7 protein-coding genes are annotated in these 18663 nt (G+C 63.3%); all 7 read right to left on the bottom strand.

Annotated elements, in window-relative coordinates:
* Positions 1-45: 45 nt before the first annotated feature.
* Entirely contained in the window at positions 46-12330 is a 12285-nt protein-coding gene (locus ACPEE1_RS05535) for a beta strand repeat-containing protein (RefSeq protein WP_423935493.1), read from the bottom strand.
* A gap of 816 nt (positions 12331-13146) precedes the next feature.
* Positions 13147-13926 (bottom strand): imidazole glycerol phosphate synthase subunit HisF, encoded by a 780-nt coding sequence (gene hisF, locus ACPEE1_RS05530; RefSeq protein ID WP_021026068.1) that lies wholly within the window; start codon positions 13924-13926, stop codon positions 13147-13149.
* Between the two features lie 139 nt (positions 13927-14065).
* The gene (gene galE / locus ACPEE1_RS05525) at positions 14066-15076 is read right to left on the bottom strand and encodes a UDP-glucose 4-epimerase GalE (RefSeq protein ID WP_116926415.1); all 1011 of its coding nucleotides are present in this window, start codon (positions 15074-15076) and stop codon (positions 14066-14068) included.
* A 337-nt stretch (positions 15077-15413) separates the two neighbouring features.
* The gene (gene hisA, locus ACPEE1_RS05520) at positions 15414-16160 is read right to left on the bottom strand and encodes a 1-(5-phosphoribosyl)-5-[(5-phosphoribosylamino)methylideneamino]imidazole-4-carboxamide isomerase (RefSeq protein ID WP_423935489.1); all 747 of its coding nucleotides are present in this window, start codon (positions 16158-16160) and stop codon (positions 15414-15416) included.
* 23 nt (positions 16161-16183) lie between these two features.
* Positions 16184-16852: an imidazole glycerol phosphate synthase subunit HisH gene (gene hisH, locus ACPEE1_RS05515; protein ID WP_423935487.1), complete on the bottom strand. Its 669-nt coding sequence runs from the start codon at positions 16850-16852 to the stop codon at positions 16184-16186.
* Positions 16853-16895: 43 nt separating this feature from the next.
* Positions 16896-17525 carry an imidazoleglycerol-phosphate dehydratase HisB gene (gene hisB / locus ACPEE1_RS05510; RefSeq protein ID WP_021026072.1) on the bottom strand — a complete coding sequence of 210 codons (630 nt, stop codon included), beginning with the start codon at positions 17523-17525 and terminating at the stop codon, positions 16896-16898.
* Positions 17522-18640, bottom strand: a complete 1119-nt coding sequence (gene hisC / locus ACPEE1_RS05505) for a histidinol-phosphate transaminase (RefSeq protein ID WP_116926419.1) — start codon at positions 18638-18640, stop codon at positions 17522-17524. The genes hisB and hisC overlap by 4 nt, the downstream gene beginning before the upstream one ends.
* Positions 18641-18663: the final 23 nt, after the last annotated feature.

Raw genomic sequence — 18663 nt, 5'->3', positions numbered from 1 at the left:
GTGCAAGCCATGCAACCGGGCCGGAGAGGCTAACGCTCAGAACGGTCAGTCCTGGGGACGACGGCCCTGGCGCTGTGGCAGGGCCTTGCCCGCCAACAGCATCAACAGCAGCGCCATCAAGGCCATGGCCCATGCCGCATTCACAGGCACCCGCTTGACATCCGTTGGCGGGGTGTTGATAAACACCGCCGACGCGGAGGCCTCGCTATTGGCGGCCGAAGGATCAAACACATCGCTGCTGGCGCGGGTCGTGATGGTGATAGCAGCGGTCGAGGTCGGCGTGAACTTGGTAGTACAGGTGATCGACTCACCCACTGCCAGTGCCGCCACCGGCTGGGTCGGCGTGCAGACAGTCACCGCACCGGCAGGCGCGCCGCTGACGTCACAACGTGCATTGGTCGCCGTGGCTGGCCCTGCATTGCGGCAGATGGAAGTCAGCGTGAACTCCACACCCACCTTCGCATCGATGGTTGCAGGCATGCTCACTTGCATATCGGCAGCTTGCGTCGGCGTACTGACCGAGCAGGCGGCGCTGCAGCTGCCCGCTGCACTGCTGCCTACGGTGTTGACCACATTGGGGCTGGTCACCGCGTCGTCCACGCGCACCGTGTACTCAAAGGCCACCGTTCCCGGCGCTTGTGGGCTGCCGCCCGGCACCGTCGCTGGCTGCGTGCAGCTGCTACCTGCGGCCACGCAACCCGCCGTCCAGCCTTCGTCCGCGCCGACATAGCGGGTACCCGCAGGCACCGTCTCCGTCAACACCGTCGAGCCAGGCGTGCCGCCCGTGTTGCTGACCTGCACCTGGTAGGTCAGCTTGTCACCGGGCTTGATCACATAGCCTGCAGGCACAGGCGCATCGTTGACCTTCACCAGCACATTCGTCACCGTCACGGCCGATGGTGTGTTGCCGTTGACGGCCTTGGCATCGCTGTTGTTGGCGGTGTCGCTTTCGTAGCTTTGCGTTGCTGCCGTCATGCTGGCGCTGATCGCACCCTCTGCCGCAGCAAAGGTCGCCGTGCAGCTGAGACTTCCGCCTACCGCCAGGTTGGTGTTGGCATCGCAGATTGCGGCAATGCTCGCGCCACCATTGTTCACGGTCATCACGCAGCTTGCATTGAGGGCCTCCACCGGTCCATTGTTGGTGCACTGGCCAGTGATAGTGATGCTTTGACCCACCACCACGGCGCCAGACGGGATCGTCGTGATCTGCGCTTGCATGTCCGCCACGGCATTGGCCGTCTCTGCTGTGCAGCCACCGGCCGCGCAAGCGGCTGGCACATCGCTGGTCACCGTATTGATGATCTTGCCGCTACTGGTCGCAGGCGCAAGCACCTCCACCGTGAACGCAACGGTCTCCTCACCTGCCACACCTTCTGCGCTTTGCGCGGGCACCGTCAGGCTTTGCGTGCAGGTGCTGGCCGCTGCATCGCAAGCCTGTGGAGCCGGGCTCCAGCCCTGGTCGGGGTTGGAGGCACCGCCGCCGACAAACTTGGTGCCTTCTGGCACGGTCTCGGTCAGCTCCATGGTGCTGGCAGTACCGCCCGCATTGGTCACCCGCAGGTGGTAGGTCAGCGTGTCGCCGATCTTGGCTGCGTAGTTGGCGGGGGCTGCCGCACCGTTGACTTGCGCCAGGGTCTTGGCGATGTTCAGCTCCGCCGGCGTGTTGACCTTGACGGTCCTCGTCGCCGTGTTGTTGCCCGGTGCGCCATCGTACAAGTCATTGCTGGTGGACACGCTGACCGCATAGTCACTGGCCGCGCTTGGCGTGAGCTTGGTGGTGCAGGTGATGCTGTCGCCCGATGCAAGCGTTGCGGCTGGCGTCGTGGGCGCGCAGATGGTTTGTACACCAGCGGGAGCCGTCACCAGGCAAGCCGCGTTCAAGGCCGTTTGCGGGCCATTGTTCTTGCAGATGCTGGTGTAGATCAGTTCAACACCGGTCGTGCTGGTCGTGCCCGGCGTCACGGTCACGGTGGCCTGCATGTCTGCATGCTGCGTGCCGGTGGTCACCTGGCAGCTGCTGCAGCTGCCGACACTGCTGGTAGCCGTGTCAACGATGCTCGCCGTGCTGCCAGGGCCGGCCACGGTGACAGTGTAGGTAACGGTGCTCGTTTGGCCCGCGCCCACTGCCACCGTCTGGCTGCAGGTGCTGGAAGCCGCAGCACAACCTGCACTCCAACCCTCACCCGTGCCGGTGTAGGTGGTACCTGCTGGCACGGTCTGGCCGACATCGGTGCTGGCGGCCGTGCCGCCGCTGTTCACCACCGTCACGGTGTAGGTCAAAACATCACCGGGCTTGACCAGATAACCGGCCGGCACTGCTGCGCCGTTCACGGCGGTCAACACATTGGTGGTCACCAGGCTGGCTGCGGTGTTACCCACCGTCGACTTGGTGTCCATGTTGTTGGCCGTGTTGCTTTCATAGCTTTGCGTTGCTGCGTTGATGGTCGCACTGATGTCCCCTTGGGCTGCGGTGAAAGTAGCCGTACAGCTGACGCTCTCGTTCATCGCCAGATTCGCATTCGCACCACAGGTCGCAGCAATGCTGGTGCCGCCGTTGTTCACGGTCATCGCGCAGCTGGCGTTGACCGCATTGGCCGGGCCATTGTTGGTGCACAGGCCGGTAATGGTCACGCTTTGACCCACCACCACAGCCGAGGCTGGGATGTTGGTGATCTGCGCTTGCATGTCCGCGACGGCGTTGGCGGTCTCCACCGCGCAGGTGTTGCCTGCGCAAGCAGCTGGAATGTCGCTCACAACCGTGTTGGTGATCTTGCCGTTGCTGGTCGCAGGCGCTATCACTTCCACCGTGAACTCAAGCGTTTGCTCACCAGGCACAGCAGGAGTCGCTGTGCTCTGTGCTGGCACCGTCACGCTCTGCGTGCAGGTGCTGGCTGCTGCCGCGCAAGCCTGTGGCGCCTGGCTCCAGCCTTGTTCAGGATTCGAAGCTCCACCGCCCACAAACTTGGTGCCTTCTGGCACGGTCTCGGTCAGGACCGTGGTTCCCGCAGTGCCGCCGGTGTTGGTGACCAAGATGGCGTAGGTCAGCGTGTCACCGATCTTGGCGGCATAGTTGGCAGGCACAGCAGCGCCGTTCACTTGCGCCAAGGTCTTGACGATATGCAGATCTGCAGGTGTGTTCACCATGACGGTAGTCGTAGCTGTGTTGTTACCTGCCGAGGCGTCATACAAGGTATTGCTGGTAGCTACGCTCACCGCATAGTCACCGGCTGCACTAGGCGTAAGCTTGGTGGTGCAGGTGATGCTGTCACCCGATGTCAGCGTTCCTGCTGGCGTCGTAGGCGTGCAAGTCGTCACTGCACCGGCAGAAGCGGTCACCACGCAGGCTGCGTTCACGGCCGTTTGCGGGCCATTGTTCTTGCAGATGCTGGTGTAGGTCAGCTCAACACCGGTCGTGCTGGTGTTACCAGGGCTGACCGTGACAGTGGCTTGCATATCTGCATGCTGCGTGTCGGTGGTGACTTGGCAAGTCGTGCAGGTACCTACCGAGCTGGTAACCGTATCAACGATAGTGGCTGTGCTTCCTGGGCTGGCAACGGTCACCGTGTACTGCAGGGTGGTGGTCTGGCCAGCACCGACTGCCACGGTTTGCGCGCACTGCGTGCCCGCTGCCGTGCAACCTGCACCCCAGCCTTGGCCGGAACCTGTGTAGGTCGTGCCTACTGGCACGGTCTGGCCGACGTCGGTGCTGCCTGCGGTACCACCACTGTTGGTGACGCTGACTGTATAGGTCAGCACATCGCCGGGCTTGGCCAAGTAGCCAGCTGGCACGGGGCTGCCATTGACCAAGGTCAGCACATTGGTGGTTACCAGGCTGGCTGGCGTGTTGCCCACCGTGGACTTGGTGTCCGTGTTGTTGGTGATGTCGCTTTCGTAGCTTTGCGTGGTCGTGTTGATGGTGGCGCTAATCGCACCTTCAGCTGCAGTGAAGGTCACCGAGCAGCTCAAGCTCTCACCCATGGCCAGTGTCTTGCCAGCATCGCAAGTTGCACCGATCGATGCAGCGCCGTTCTGCACGGCCATCTGGCAGCTGGCGTTGACCGCATTCGCTGGGCCATTGTTGGTGCATAGGCCAGTGATGGTGACGCTTTGACCCACTACCACAGCCGAAGCTGGGATGTTGGTGATCTGCGCTTGCATGTCTGCAACCGCATTGGCAGTTTCAACCGAGCAAGTACCAGAGGCGCAAGCTGCAGCAATGTCGCTGCTCACGGTATTGGTGATCTTACCGTTGCTGGTTGCTGGGGCAAGCACTTCCACCGTGAACTCTACGGTCCGCTCACCTGCCACACCTTCGGCACTTTGCGCTGGCACAGTCACGCTTTGCGTGCAGGTGCTGGCCGCTGCGTCGCAGACTTGCGGGGCCTGACTCCAGCCTTGCGTTACATCAGGAGCACTGCCGCCGACAAACTTGGTTCCCTCTGGCACGGTTTCGGTCAGGACCGTCGTGCCCGCAGTGCCGCCCGTGTTGGTGACGACCATCGCATAGGTCAGCGTGTCGCCAATCTTGGCGGCATAGTTGGCCGGGACTGCCGCGCCATTGACCTGCGCCAAGGTCTTGACGATATGCAGGTCTGCAGGGGTGTTGACCTTCACGGTGGTCGTTGCGCTGTTGTTGCCAGTAGCTGCGTCGTACAAGGTGTTGCTGGTAGCTACGCTCACCGCATAGTCACCGGCTGCACTAGGCGTAAGCTTGGTGGTGCAGGTGATGCTGTCACCCGATGTCAGCGTTCCTGCTGGCGTCGTAGGCGTGCAAGTCGTCACTGCACCGGCAGAAGCGGTCACCACGCAGGCTGCGTTCACGGCCGTTTGCGGGCCATTGTTCTTGCAGATGCTGGTGTAGGTCAGCTCAACACCGGTCGTGCTGGTGTTACCAGGGCTGACCGTGACAGTGGCTTGCATATCTGCATGCTGCGTGTCGGTGGTGACTTGGCAAGTCGTGCAGGTGCCCACCGAGCTGGTGACGGTGTCCACAATGGTCGCGGTGCTGCCTGGGTTAGCCACAGTCACCGTGTACTGCACGGTGCTGGTCTGGTTCGCCCCCACTGCCACGGTTTGCGCGCACTGCGTGCCCGCTGCCGTGCAACCTGCGCCCCAGCCTTGGCCGGCGCCTGTGTAGGTCGTGCCTGCGGGTACGGTCTGGCCGACATCGGTGGATCCGGAGGTACCACCACTATTGGTGACGCTGACGGTATAGGTCAGCACATCACCAGGCTTGGCCAGATAACCAGCGGGTACGGGGCTGCCGTTCACTGCAGTCAAGACGTTGGTGGTAGCCAGGCTGGCTGGCGTATTGCCCACCGTGGACTTGGTGTCCGTGTTGTTGGTGATATTGCTTTCGTAGCTTTGCGTTGCTGCGTTGATGGTCGCACTAATGTCGCCTTGTGCTGCCGTGAAGGTCACTGAGCAGCTCAGCGTCTCGCTCACTGCCAAGGTCTTGGCTGCGTCGCAAGCCGCGTTGATAGTGGAACCACCATTGCTGATCACCATGGCGCAGCTGGCGTTGACCGCATTCGCTGGGCCATTGTTGGTGCATAGGCCAGTGATGGTGACGCTTTGACCCACTACCACAGCCGAAGCTGGGATGTTGGTGATCTGAGCTTGCATGTCAGCAACCGCATTGGCGGTTTCAACCGAGCAAGTACCGGAGGCACAAGCTGCAGCGATGTCGCTGCTCACGGTGTTGGTGATCTTGCCGTTCGTCGTAGCCGGTGCAACGACCTCTACGGTGAACTGCGCGGTCTGCTCACCAGCCACACCTTCGGCGCTTTGTGCTGGCACCGTCACGCTTTGCGTGCAGGTGCTGGCCGCTGCGTCGCAGACTTGCGGGGCCTGACTCCAGCCTTGCGTTACATCTGGAGCACTGCCGCCGACAAACTTGGTTCCCTCTGGCACGGTTTCGGTCAGGACTGTGGTGCCCGCAGTGCCGCCCGTGTTGGTGACGACCATCGCATAGGTCAGCGTGTCGCCAATCTTGGCGGCATAGTTGGCCGGGACTGCCGCGCCATTGACCTGCGCCAAGGTCTTGACGATGCGCAGAGCCGCTGGCGTGTTGACCTTGACCGTCGCGGTGGCGGCATTGTTGCTCGTCACGGCGTCGTACAGGGTGTTGCTGGTAGCAACGCTCACGGCATAGTCACCCACCACGCTCGGTGTGAGCTTGGTGGTACAGCTGATGCTGTCGCCCGATGCCAAGGCGGCGGCCGGGCTGGTTGGCGTACAGGTCGTCACGGCGCCAGCGGGTGCGGTCACCGTGCAAGCGGCGTTCAGTGCCGTTTGCGGGCCGTTGTTCTTGCAGATGCTGGTGTAGATCAGTTCCACACCGGTCGTGCTGGTCGCGCCTGGCGTCACCGTCACGGTGGCCTGCATGTCTGCATGCTGCGTGTCAGTGGTGACTTGGCAAGTCGTACAGCTGCCCACCGAGCTGGTGACGGTATCCACAATGGTCGCGGTGCTGCCTGGGCTGGCAACGGTGACGGTATACGTCACAGTGCTGGTCTGGTTCGCACCCACTGCCACGGTTTGTGCGCACTGCGTGCCCGCTGCCGTGCAACCTGCACCCCAGCCTTGGCCGGTACCTGTGTAGGTCGTGCCTGCGGGCACGGTCTGGCCCACATCGGTGCTACCTGCCGTGCCGCCACTGTTGGTTACGCTGACGGTATAGGTCAGCACATCCCCGGGCTTGGCCAGGTATCCCGCTGGTACGGGGCTGCCGTTCACGGCGGTCAAGACATTGGTGGCGGCCAGGCTCGCCGGTGTGTTGACTGACAGACTGTGGCTTGCGCAAGCAGTCGTGCTGCTGTTCACGCAGGTGAGACTGGGGTCCACGCCCGGAGCGCCCGAGCCCGTGGGATTGGTAGCAGCGTTGTTGACGACGGTACCACCGCTACTTGGCAAGGTGACGGTCAGCTCGATGCTGGCCGATGCACCGGCTGCCAGCGGGCTGGCAACGGTACAGGTCAGCAAGGCAGCGGCACTGCTGGGGAGCGCGCCGCAGCTGGCGCCAGTCACGGCAGTGGCCACCACGCCTGCAGGCAGCTTGTCCTTGACGATCAGGTTGCTGCCGGTGGCCAGTTGGCCACTGTTGCTCAGGGTCAGCGTGTAGACATAGCTGGAGCCAGTCAGCGCCGTGGCTGCGCCCGTCTTGCTCAGGCTGACATTGGCGGGAGTGCTGACGGCGGCCGTCGCGCTGGCGCACACCACATTGGCCGCATTGGTACAGGCCGGGCCAGGGTCCACACCGGGATTGCCGCTGCCCGATGGATGGGTCGCCGCATAGTTGACGACATTGCCACCGCCATTGGGCATGGTCACCGTCAGCTGGATGCTGGCAGAGCCGCCATCCGCAGCGATCGGATCGCTGACGGTACAGGTCAGCAAGGCACCTGCCGCACTGGGCAAGGTGCCGCAGTTGGCACCGGTAACGGCCGTGGCCACCATGCCGGTGGCGAGCTGGTCGCGCACCACCAGGTTGGAGGCCGTGGCGGTCTGGCCGCTATTGCTCAGCGCCAGCGTATAGACATAGCTGTTGCCAGACACGGCAGTGGCTGCGCCGGTTTTGGCCAGGCTGACATTGGCCGTGGTCTTGACGGCAACCGCACCGGTGGTGGGGTCGCAGGTCTCCGTGGTCGCTGCAGCCGTACAGCTGGGATCACCGCCACCGCCCAGATTGGCGGTGTTGGCAGCGCCAGCGCTGGTGGCCGATGATGCCACCGACACGGGAATGGTCAGCACATAGCTGCCATCGGCCAGGCCGCTGGCCAGTTGGCAAGCACCAATGCTGCTGCCACTGCTGCTGCAACCGCTCAAGGTCGCGGCACCACTCACGCTGGGCGCGCCTGACAAGGTCACGCCAGCGGGCAGGCTGTCGGCAATGCTGATCGCGGTGGTGGTGGGCCCATTGGCCACACCAATGGTGATGCGGTAGCTCTGGCCGCTGGCACCCACGACAAAGCTGGTCGGCGATGCGGCCTTGGTCACGCTGAGCTTGGGGTAGATCGGCGTATTGGTAAAGGTACAGCTGATGTCATCACCGGCTTGGGGCACAACGGTGATGGAGGTGCCTGCACCCGAGGACACGCTGGTGCCGCCCGCCGTCGCATTGGTACAGCTGTAGGTGGTGGTGTAACGGGCCAGGTTGGCCGCAGGCGTGCCGGCGGCAGTTTCGGTCAGCAGGTAGCTGGTGCCAGCCGTCGCGGTGGCCGGGCCTGCCGACGCCGTGGTTTGTGTGCCGCTGGTGGTGGCGCTAGGGCCACCGTTGTTGATGCCTACGGTGAACTGGTCGGTGCCGAGAATGCGGCCCGCCACGACGGTGCTGACCGTCAGCTTGGGCGCAATGGCGCTGTTGCTGAAGGTACAGCTGATGTTGTCGCCCGCCTGAGGGGTCAGGTTGAAGCTGGTGCCCGTGCCCGCAGGCATGGTGGTGCCGGCAACGCCCGTGTTGGTACAGCTGTAGCTGCTGTTGTAGCGCGTCAAGTTGGCGCCAGCGGCTGCCACTTCATTCAGTGTGTAGCTGGTGCCGGCGGTGGCCGTGTAGGTCGTGGTGCTGGCCGAGGTTGCCGTGCCGGTGGTCGATGCCGTGGGGCCACCATTGCTGATGGCGATCGTGAACTGGTCCGAGGACAGTGCGCGCGAGGCAATGCTCTTGACCAGGGTCAGGCGCGGCGCGATCGGGGTATTGCTGAACGTACAGGTGATGGCATCGCCCGCCTGCGGGGTCACATTCACGGTGGTGCCGGTGCCCGGCGCCACCGAGGTGCCGCCTGCGGTGGCATTGGTACAGGCGTAGGTGGTGGTGTAGCGCGCCAGGTTGGCCGTGCCGGCAGCCGTTTCGCTCAGTGCATAGCTGGTGCCCGGCGTTGCCGCGAAGGCAGCGGTGCTTGCGCCGGTGGCCGTGCCCGAGGTCGTCGCAGTGGGGCCGTTGCTGATGGCCACGGTGAACTGGTCGGTACTGGCGGCACGGCTTGCCACGTTGGCAACCACCGTCAAGGTGGCCGATGGCACCACCGGGATCGAGTCTGTGGCGCAACCGACGGTCGGCGTATTGAGCGCGGTACAGGCGGCCGCCGTCGTGCTGGTGGGATAGCTGCTGGTGGTGGGGTCGGTGTTGTCGGTACCCACCTGCGCCTTGTTGACCAAGGTGGTGCTGGTGGTCGCCGAGACCGTGGCAGTCACGGCGATGGTGGCGCTGGTGCTGGCGGCCAATGCGCCGCCAGTGTTGTTGCAGGTCAGCACATTGCTGTCAGCGCCCGAGCCCATCGCACAGGTAAAGATACCCTGGGTGGCGTTCACGGTGAAATTGCTGAGCCCCGCGGGGAACACATCGACCACGCGCACGGTATTGGCCAAGGCCTCGGCGGTCGCGGAGTTGGCGACCGTCAGCGTAAAGGCCACCGTATCGCCAGGCGCCTTGCTCTGCGGATTGGCGTGGGCCTTGGTCAGCCGCAGCGTCGGCGGTGTTTGCGCCGTGTTCAGATCGATGGCGCAACCGGCTGGAATGCTGTTGTTGGTACAGGCATTGACCTGCGCGGTCGTGGGCGAGGTCGTAGCCAGCGTGGCGTCTCCGCCGCCGCCCATGCGCGCCTTGTTCATGTACTGGTCGCCGCTGGTCATCGCGCCCGCATTGGCCAGCAGGCTGAACTGGCTCACGCCGCCCGCCGCAATCGTGGTGGTCGAGGTACAGCTGACTTCCGTGTTGCTGAACCGGGTGCAGGTCCAGTCTGCGGCATTGGGGCCGGTCTTGGTGAGTGCAGCAGGCCAGTTCATCGGCGTGGGCAGCACATCGCGGAAGCTGATGGTGCCTACAGAGTTGGCGTCACCGGTGTTGCTGACCCGGAAAGCATAGGTGGTCGTGCCACCCACATAGATGCCAAAGCGGCCATCGTCCTTGGTCAGGCTCAGCTGCACACGCTTGACCGAATCGGTATCTGCCGCGCAGCCCGTGGCGATTTCAGAAGCCATCGCCGGAGAGCAGGTTTGCGTAGTGGCCACCGTGGGCGCATTGGGTTTGCTGGAATCACTGCCACCGCCAACGCGGGCGAGGTTGACCAAGGCGCTGGGCGCGGTACTGGCAATCGAGACCGGCAGCGAGATAGCGGCGTTGTCCCCGGCTGCAATCGGTGTGGAGCGGGTACAGCTGAAGCTTGTGGTGCCCGAGGTGTAGGTACAGCTAAAGCCGCCGCTGGTGAAGCTCGTTGCACCGGTATAGGTCATGCCCGTAGGCAGCACATCCACCACGGTGATTGTGCCCGCCGTGGGCGCATTGCCGACGTTGCTGACGGTCAACGCATAGGTGGTCGTCCCGCCGGCCAGCACCACATCGGTGTTATCGCTATTGGTGAGGCTGAGCAACGGCGAGTTCACCGCATCCACGTCAACGGCACAGCCTGCCGGGGACTGATTGCCGGTGCAGGCGTCCACCGCAGTTTCGGTCGGCGCACTGCCATTGAGCGGGTCACCGCCACCACCGATTTTTGCCCGGTTGGTGGCGATGGTACCCGTCGCTGTCTGCAGGCCAACATTGACCGTCACACCAAATACACTGCTGCCGCCTGCCGCGATGGCGGTGGAACTGGTACAGGTGATCACCCCGCCTCCTGCCGCGCCAGAACAGCTCCAGTTGGCGGCGTTGGCGCCCGTCAATGGTACGGCGCCCGCAGGAATCGTCACGCCCTGCGGCAGCTTGTCCACCACAGTGATCGTACCGCTGGAGGGAGACGCGCCTACATTGCTGGCGGTCAGCGTGTAAGTCGTTGACCCACCAGCATTCACGATATTGGCGCCATTGCTCTTGGTCAGGCGCAGGTCGATCGCGCAGGCAGCACCAGGCATGGTGCCAGGGGCACTGGGTGATTGGAACGAGGCAATGCCGCCCTGGTTGCCAAAGGCGCCATAGTTGTCGGTGGTGCCGTTGGTGGTGTAGCCCGGTGTGCCGCCGTTGATGGTGGTGGTAACCACCATGCTGGACGGAGAAAAAGCGATAAAGCCCCCACCGCCCCCGCCACCAGGGCCATGGCGGTTGCCCGCATTGGTCTGGTTGCCGGCCCAGGCGTTGCCGCCATCACCACCGCTGGCGTCGATCACCGCAGAGCCACCCTCGAGCGTGTGGATCACCACCGAGCCACCTGCACCGCCGCCGCCCGCCGCATCGTTTTGCACGTTGTAGCCATTGGCGCCGCGCACATCGATCACGCCGGTACCGGCGAGATTTTGCGCACGCAAAATAACAATGCCGCCGCCAGAGGCGCCGGAGGAGCAGCGGCCGCCCGTATCCGAGCAGGCAATGCCGTTGTTGCTGTAGGCCGTGTTGTCGGCGGTTCCATCATTGGTGCCACCTGCACCGCCACCACCGCCCAGGAAGATGCGGTTGAAAGCAGTGGTGCCTACATAGCCGCCGCCGCCGCGGCCTCCGCTGTCAACCAGCGGGTAGTTCCAGGGCCGGCCACCGACACCACCAGCGGCATAGTTGCCCCCGCCGCCGCCGCCCGAATTGAACTGGCCGTTGTTGGTGCCCGAAGGCGCGCCATCAGCACCACCACCGCCCGCGTTGCCCGGCGCGCCGCGTGCACGCGATCCACCTGGGTAGCCTTCTACGCTGTTGTCTACCGACGTGATGCCGTTCGCCGCTACCGCATTGACCGTCTTGGATCCATAGTTCGTGACCTTGTTGGCCATATAGCGAGGGGTCCCGGCAATGCCCTCTCCCTTGCCGCCGCCGCCACCTGCAGTGGCATAGGTTCCCATCCAATCCTCTCGTGAGCCCTGGACCGAGCCATTGCTGCCCACTGCACCCCGAAAGCCTTTGCCGGCCAGGAAAATCGCACGGTTGGCCTGGCTTTCCACCGTGGCCCCATTGAGGGTCAAGGTATCGCGCGCATCGATGGCCACGACGCCACCGGTGGCGCCGTTCCAGGCGGGGGCCGTCACGCCACTTACCGAGGCGCTGGTGTACTGGGGCACCCGCACAACCTGGTAGGTTTTTTGCCCAGAGGTCGTCGTCGCCACTGCATTGCGGTAGGTATTGGTCAACGCAGGGGAAAACGTCACGGTCGAGCCCGAGACCGACACCACCTTCACAAACTCATAAAGACCGGAGCTGCCGACACTGGTCGAGCCCTGACCGCCACTGCCACTGTTGCCGTAAGCGCTGGAATTGACTGCATTGATGCTGGCGTCCTGCATCTGGATCACCAGCAACAGGTCATTGGCGGCCAGGGTTTTGCCTGCAGCGCCCGCTCTCTGCGTGCCGATGGTCAGACTGGTGCTGCCCGCTGCCAGCGTCGATGCTGCAGCGCCAGGAAAGTAATCATTCACAATCCCGGTGGCAGCACCCGCACCATCATTGCCCGGTGCCGCACACATCTGCGCCCAAACGCTGACAGGTAGAAGCAGCAATGCCACCAGCATGGCGGCGCGCGTACGTAACAAACGAAAAGCAGACAGGCAGGCGCACGCCTGCGTAACGCATATCCCAAACACCGACATAACCGACAACCCCCAGCCTCTTATGAGCGTCGCCAGGCCCGCGTCGGCAACGCTTTTTCTCATAGTTTTCTTGCAATTGCCTGCGGGTTTTACACCGATGCCCCTCGACAACCGAAACAAACTGTGACTAAAAATAGATAGATCGGGTTTATAGCAGCTTGGAATTACCGAGTGTGTTTCAACTTCGGAAACATTGTCAATTATTGCAAACTGTCATTTTTGATCGATTAAATCAATCACTTTTGCAGATGCGCAGATCACTAATGACGGCGAGAAAATGAAGGGCTCAGAACTGGCCTACCCGCACAGCGCGCAGCTCCCCTTGCTGACGCACCTTGACACCGCGCCGGTGGACCGGGCCCGCAGCCGCTCTGAACGGCCCGCGAATGCATAGACCCTAACAATGGCAGGCGACAAGCCCAGGCGCGCCGCCCCGTCGCGGGGGGTGCTTACGGGTAGATACAAGAGCAAGTCAGAAAGAAAAAAGACCCTGCACCGCCACCAGCACGAGACGGAAGGCTCCAACGCCAGAGATGCCGCCGGCCAAGGGCCCGTTGGCAGGCCGGGCAGCCGGGGCAGGAGCCAGAAACAGCAACGGCGCCGAAGGCGCCGTTGCTGGGGTCAATCCCAGAGTGAAAGCGGTGCTTACAGGCGCACGGGGATGCCGCGCTCGCGCATGCGCTCTTTGGCCTGCTGCACCGTGAACTCGCCGTAGTGGAAGATGCTGGCTGCCAGCACCGCATCGGCGCCGCCCTGCTGCACGCCATCGGCCAGGTGGTCGAGGTTGCCCACGCCGCCCGAAGCAATGACGGGCACGCCCACGGCATCGGCCACGGCACGGGTCAGTGCCAGGTCAAAACCGGACTTGGTGCCATCGCGGTCCATGCTGGTGAGCAAGATCTCTCCGGCGCCGCGCGCGGCCATGTCACTGGCCCAGCGGACAGCGTCCAGCCCCGTGTTCTTGCGCCCGCCGTGGCTGTAGACATCCCAGCCCTCGCCGCGCTCGATGACATCCTGGCCTTGGCGGCGCTTGGCGTCGATGGCAACCACAATGCACTGCGAGCCGTAGCGATCACTGGCGGCGTTGATGACGGCAGGGTCGGCAATGGCCGCAGAGTTGAAGCTGGTCTTGTCGGCACCGGCATTGAGCAGACGCCGCACATCGGCCACGGTGCGCACGCCGCCGCCAACGGTCAGTGGAATGAAGACCTGGCTGGCAACAGCTTCGATGATCGGCAAGATCAGATCGCGCCCATCGCTGGTGGCGGTGATGTCCAGAAAGGTCAGCTCATCGGCGCCCTGGGTGTTGTAGCGCGCCGCAATCTCCACCGGGTCGCCGGCATCGCGCAGTTCGACAAAATTGACACCTTTGACGACGCGGCCGCCGGTCACGTCGAGGCAAGGAATGATGCGTTTGGCAAGCATGGAAGATCTCGTGGCAGATGGGAGCGGTGGCAATAACGCCAGACGGGCAAAACGATAACACGCCCAGCCCTGGCGCGCAGGCTGCGGGCCAGAAAAACGCCTGGCGCGCTTGGGCCGCCAAGCGTTGGATCAGGATCCGTCAATGGACGCTGCGGCCGGTGCCAATCTGCCAGCGCCAGACATCTTCCATCATGCGGTCCAGACCCAGCTTGGGCTGCCAGCCCAGCTGCGTGCGTGCTTGCGAGATATCCGCCCAGCAGTGCGCTGCATCGCCTGCGCGGCGTGCACCGATGCGAAAAGGCACGGCACGGCCATTGGCATGCTCGAAAGCGCGCACCAGACCCAGCACCGAGGTAGGCTGGCCCGAGCCAATATTGAAGCGGGCCAGGCCCGCGTGGCCGCGCAGATACTGCAAGGTAGCGACATAGGCATGGGCCAGGTCCATCACATGCAGGTAGTCGCGCACCGGGGTGCCATCGGGCGTCGGGTAGTCGCCGCCATAGATGCGCAAACCATCGCGCTTGCCGGCAGCCACCTGGGCCAGATACGGCGCCACATGGGAAGACATGCGCGGCGGGTCCTCGGCAATCAGACCGCTCTCGTGGCAGCCCACGGCATTGAAGCTGCGCAGCAAAGCCATGCGCCAGCGCTTGGGCGAGGCTTCATCCAAGCTGCTGAGCACCTGCTCGACCATCAGGGCCGTCTGGCCATAAGGCGTGCTGGCAGACAACGGTGCGTCTTCACGAACGGGGTGCGGCGCCGGATCACCATAGACCACCGACGAGGACGACACCACCAGGTTGCGCAAGCCGGCGGTCTGCATGGCGCGCAGCAGGCCAATGGTGCCCGAGACATTGTTGTCGTAGTAGCGCAGTGGCTCGCGCGCGGCGTCCGCAGAAGCGGTGAGAAAGGCGCTGTGGATGACCGCATCGAAATGCTGTTCATCGAACAACTGCTCCAGCACCGCCACGTCGCGCACATCGGCATCGATGCAGGGCGGCGCAAAGCCCAGGATCTTGCCCAGCCGGGTGATGACCGAACGCCTTGCATTGCTGAAGTTATCCAGAATCAGGAACGGCATGCCGGCTTCAGCCAAGGCAATGCAGATATGAGAGCCAACATAGCCGGCTCCGCCAGTCACGAGTATCACAGGGGGCTTTCAAAGAGGTCTTGCAGAATGCGCTATCCAAGACTTCTATGGATTCTGGCATCCTGACCAAGCGTACATTGTCCAATAAGCCACAGTTATGGAAAACCTTTGTTGGTGATCAGAAGCAGCTCCAGGTAACAACTAGCATTTGTTGACATTCCTCAAATTTGTATTCACCACAGCGACTTAAAACGCGGTGTAGGCAAGGTCCCACAACCCTGGCGCGCGACAGCGGCCAATCCAGCACACAAACTGTTTCAATTAACACAAATATAAAAAAGGCCACCACTCCGGTGGCCTGGCTGCGCTGCCGTGTTGCAGAGCGTTTCTGCACCTGTCAGAGGCTGTCGCTCAATTGGTCCGCGCGCTCCTGGGCCGCTGCAAAGTCCAGATCACCGGTGTAGATGGCGCGGCCGCAGATGACGCCTTCGACGCCTTCGGGCTCGGCCTTGCACAGCGCCTCGATATCGGCCATGCCCGACAGACCACCGGAGGCAATCACCGGAATCTTGATCGCCTGGGCCAGCTTGATGGTGGCGTCCATGTTGATGCCACTGAGCATGCCGTCACGGCCAATGTCGGTGTAGATGATCGATTCCACACCCCAGTCCTCAAAGCGCTTGGCCGTCTCGATGACCGAGTGCTGGGTGATCTTGCTCCAGCCATCGGTGGCGACCATCCCGTCCTTGGCATCGAGGCCGACGATGATGTGGCCGGCAAAGGCCGTGCAGGCGTTCTGCAAAAAGCCAGGGTCCTTGACCGCAGCGGTGCCGATGATCACGTACTGCATGCCGGCATCGATGTATTTCTCGATGGTGTCCAGGTCGCGGATACCGCCGCCCAGCTGCACCGGCAGCTCGTCGCCAAACTCCTTGAGGATGGCCTTGATGACTGGCAGGTTCTTGGGCTGGCCGGCAAAGGCGCCGTTGAGATCCACCAGATGCAGGCGGCGCGCGCCCGCATCGAACCAGCGGCGGGCGACCGCAACCGGGTCTTCGCCAAAGGTGGTGGATTGGTCCATATCGCCTTGCTTGAGGCGCACGCAGTGACCGTCCTTGAGGTCAATCGCAGGAATGAGCAGCATGGTAGTGGGCTGACGGTGAGAATTTAAGGGTTCCAGTGCAAGAAGTTGCGGTAGAGCGCCAGGCCCTGGTCCGCACTTTTTTCTGGATGAAACTGGGTGGCAAAGATGTTGTCCCGGCCAATGGCACAGGCAAAACGCTCGCCATACTCGGCCCAGCCGTGGCACTGGGCATCACTGGCAGGCGCCGCATAAAAGCTGTGGACAAAATAGAAATAGGACTGGTCGGGCACGCCTTGCCAGACCGGGTGGGGCTGGCCGCAATGGGCTTGCTGCTGCACCTGGTTCCAGCCCATCTGCGGCACCTTGTAGCGGCTGCCATCGGCCTGCGTACGGCCCGCCAGCTGGAACTTGCGTACCTGGCCGGCTATCAGGCCCAGGCCCGGGGTGTCGCCCTCTTCGCTGTGGTCCAGCAGCATCTGCATGCCCACGCACACGCCGAACATCGGCTTGTTGCGGGCCGCTTCCAGCACGCTGTCCTGCAGGCCCGAGGCCTTGAGCTCGGCCATGCAGTCGCGCATCGCACCCTGGCCCGGCAGCACAATGCGGGTGGCGGCACGCACCACGTCGGGGTCGGCCGTCACCACCACGGCCACGGACGAGCCGGACGCCGCCGCCTGAACGGCCTGCGATACCGAGCGCAGATTGCCCATGCCGTAGTCCACCACGGCAACGGTATTGGATGAAGTTGTCATAGCTTGCAAGAAGTGAGTGTAGCGCCAGTCGCCAACGGCGGGCTTACAGCGATCCCTTGGTCGACGGAATCACGCCGGCCATGCGCGGATCATGCTCCAGCGCAAAACGCAATGCGCGCGCAAAGGCTTTGAAGATGGTCTCGCACTGGTGGTGGGCATTGAAGCCCTTGAGGTTGTCGATGTGCAAGGTCACGCCGGCATGGTTCACAAAGCCCTGGAAGAACTCGTACACCAGCTGCGTATCAAGCTGGCCAATGCTGCCAGCGGTGAACTTCACATCCATGTGCAGACCCGGGCGGCCGGAGAAATCAATCACCACGCGGCTGAGCGCCTCATCGAGCGGCACATAGGCATGGCCATAGCGGCGGATGCCCTTCTTGTCACCAATGGCCTTCGCAAAGGCCTGGCCCAAGGTGATGCCGATGTCCTCGACCGTGTGGTGGCCGTCGATGTGCAGGTCGCCCGCGCATTCAATGTCCAGGTCGATCAGGCCATGGCGCGCAATCTGGTCGAGCATGTGGTCCAGAAAACCGATGCCCGAGTTCAGCCGGGCCAGGCCCGTGCCGTCCAGGTTCACACGCACCTGGATGCGGGTCTCGGCAGTATTGCGGGCCACTTCGGCCGTGCGGTGCAGCGGCGTGGCGGTCGATGGGGTGGGCACCAGATTATTCATACAGACTCCTTGAGCGCCGCCAGCATGCGGGCATTTTCTTCGCGGGTGCCCACGGTCAGCCGCAGGCACTGGGCCAGCAGCGGGTGCATGGCCGATACATTCTTGACGAGCACGCCACGCGCCTTCATCGCCGCCTGGGTCTTGCCCGCATCGTCCACGCGCATCAGCACCATATTGGCCTCCGACGGCCAGACCTTGCGCACGCCGCCCAGCGCCTGCAACGCATCGATCAGCGGCTGGCGTTCTGCCCGGATGGCGCTGGCCTGCTCGGCATACAGCGCCTCATGTTCCAGCGCAAAAATCGCCGTCTCGCAGTTGAGCACGCTGATGTTGTACGGGGGGCGGACCTTGTCGATCTCGTTGACGATGACTGCCGGCCCCACCAGGTAACCCAGGCGCGCGCCAGCCAGACCGAACTTGGACAGGGTGCGCATCAGCAGCACATGGCCATTGCGCGCGGGATCGGCACGCATCTGGTCGATCCAGCTGCGGCTGGCAAAGGGCTGGTAGGCCTCATCCATCACCACCAGCCCCCCCACGTCTGCGACGGCATCGATGACGGCCTGCACCTTGTCCTGGTCCCACAAGGTGGCGGTCGGGTTGTTGGGGTAGGCGATGTAGGTGATGGCGGGCTTGTGCGCGGCAATGGCGGCCTGCATCGCGGGCACATCCAGATCAAAGTCTGCGGTCAGGTTGACGCCGACAAAGTCGAGGCCCTGCAGCTGGGCCGACATCGGGTACATGACAAAACCCGGCATGGGCGCGAGCATCTTGGCGCGGCCTTCGGCATGGGGCTGGGCGGTAGCCAGCGCCAGCAAGGTGATGATCTCGTCCGAGCCATTGCCCAGCAGCACGGCCGTGCCGGTGGGCGCGCCCACATAGTCGGCCAGCATTTTCTTGAGCGTCTCCAGGCGCTCGCCCGGGTAGCGGTTGATCTCCAGCGCGCCCAGCCGCTCGCCCAGCTTTTGCTGCAGCGCGTCCGGCAGGCGGTAGGGGTTCTCCATGGTGTCCATCTTCAGCAGACCCTTGGAATCTTGCACATGGTAGGCCTGCATGGCACGCACATCGGCGCGGATGCGTTGCAGGGCCTGTTGGGACTTGTCTTGGGACGTCATCACATCACTCTTTCACATCAGGA

The organism is Comamonas sp. 23 (genome assembly GCF_049601575.1).
Lineage (GTDB): Bacteria > Pseudomonadota > Gammaproteobacteria > Burkholderiales > Burkholderiaceae_C > Comamonas > Comamonas squillarum.
Note: the sequence above shows the minus strand (reverse complement) of the source record. Positions and strands in the feature narration are given on the sequence as shown.

Excerpts from the sequence above, each read along its gene's own strand:
- hisF (WP_021026068.1), bottom strand. The coding sequence starts at position 13,926 with ATGCTTGCCAAACGCATCATTCCTTGCCTCGACGTGACCGGCGGCCGC.
- hisA (WP_423935489.1), bottom strand. The coding sequence starts at position 16,160 with ATGCTGCTCATTCCTGCGATTGACCTCAAGGACGGTCACTGCGTGCGC.
- hisH (WP_423935487.1), bottom strand. The coding sequence starts at position 16,852 with ATGACAACTTCATCCAATACCGTTGCCGTGGTGGACTACGGCATGGGC.
- hisB (WP_021026072.1), bottom strand. The coding sequence starts at position 17,525 with ATGAATAATCTGGTGCCCACCCCATCGACCGCCACGCCGCTGCACCGC.
- hisC (WP_116926419.1), bottom strand. The coding sequence starts at position 18,640 with ATGACGTCCCAAGACAAGTCCCAACAGGCCCTGCAACGCATCCGCGCC.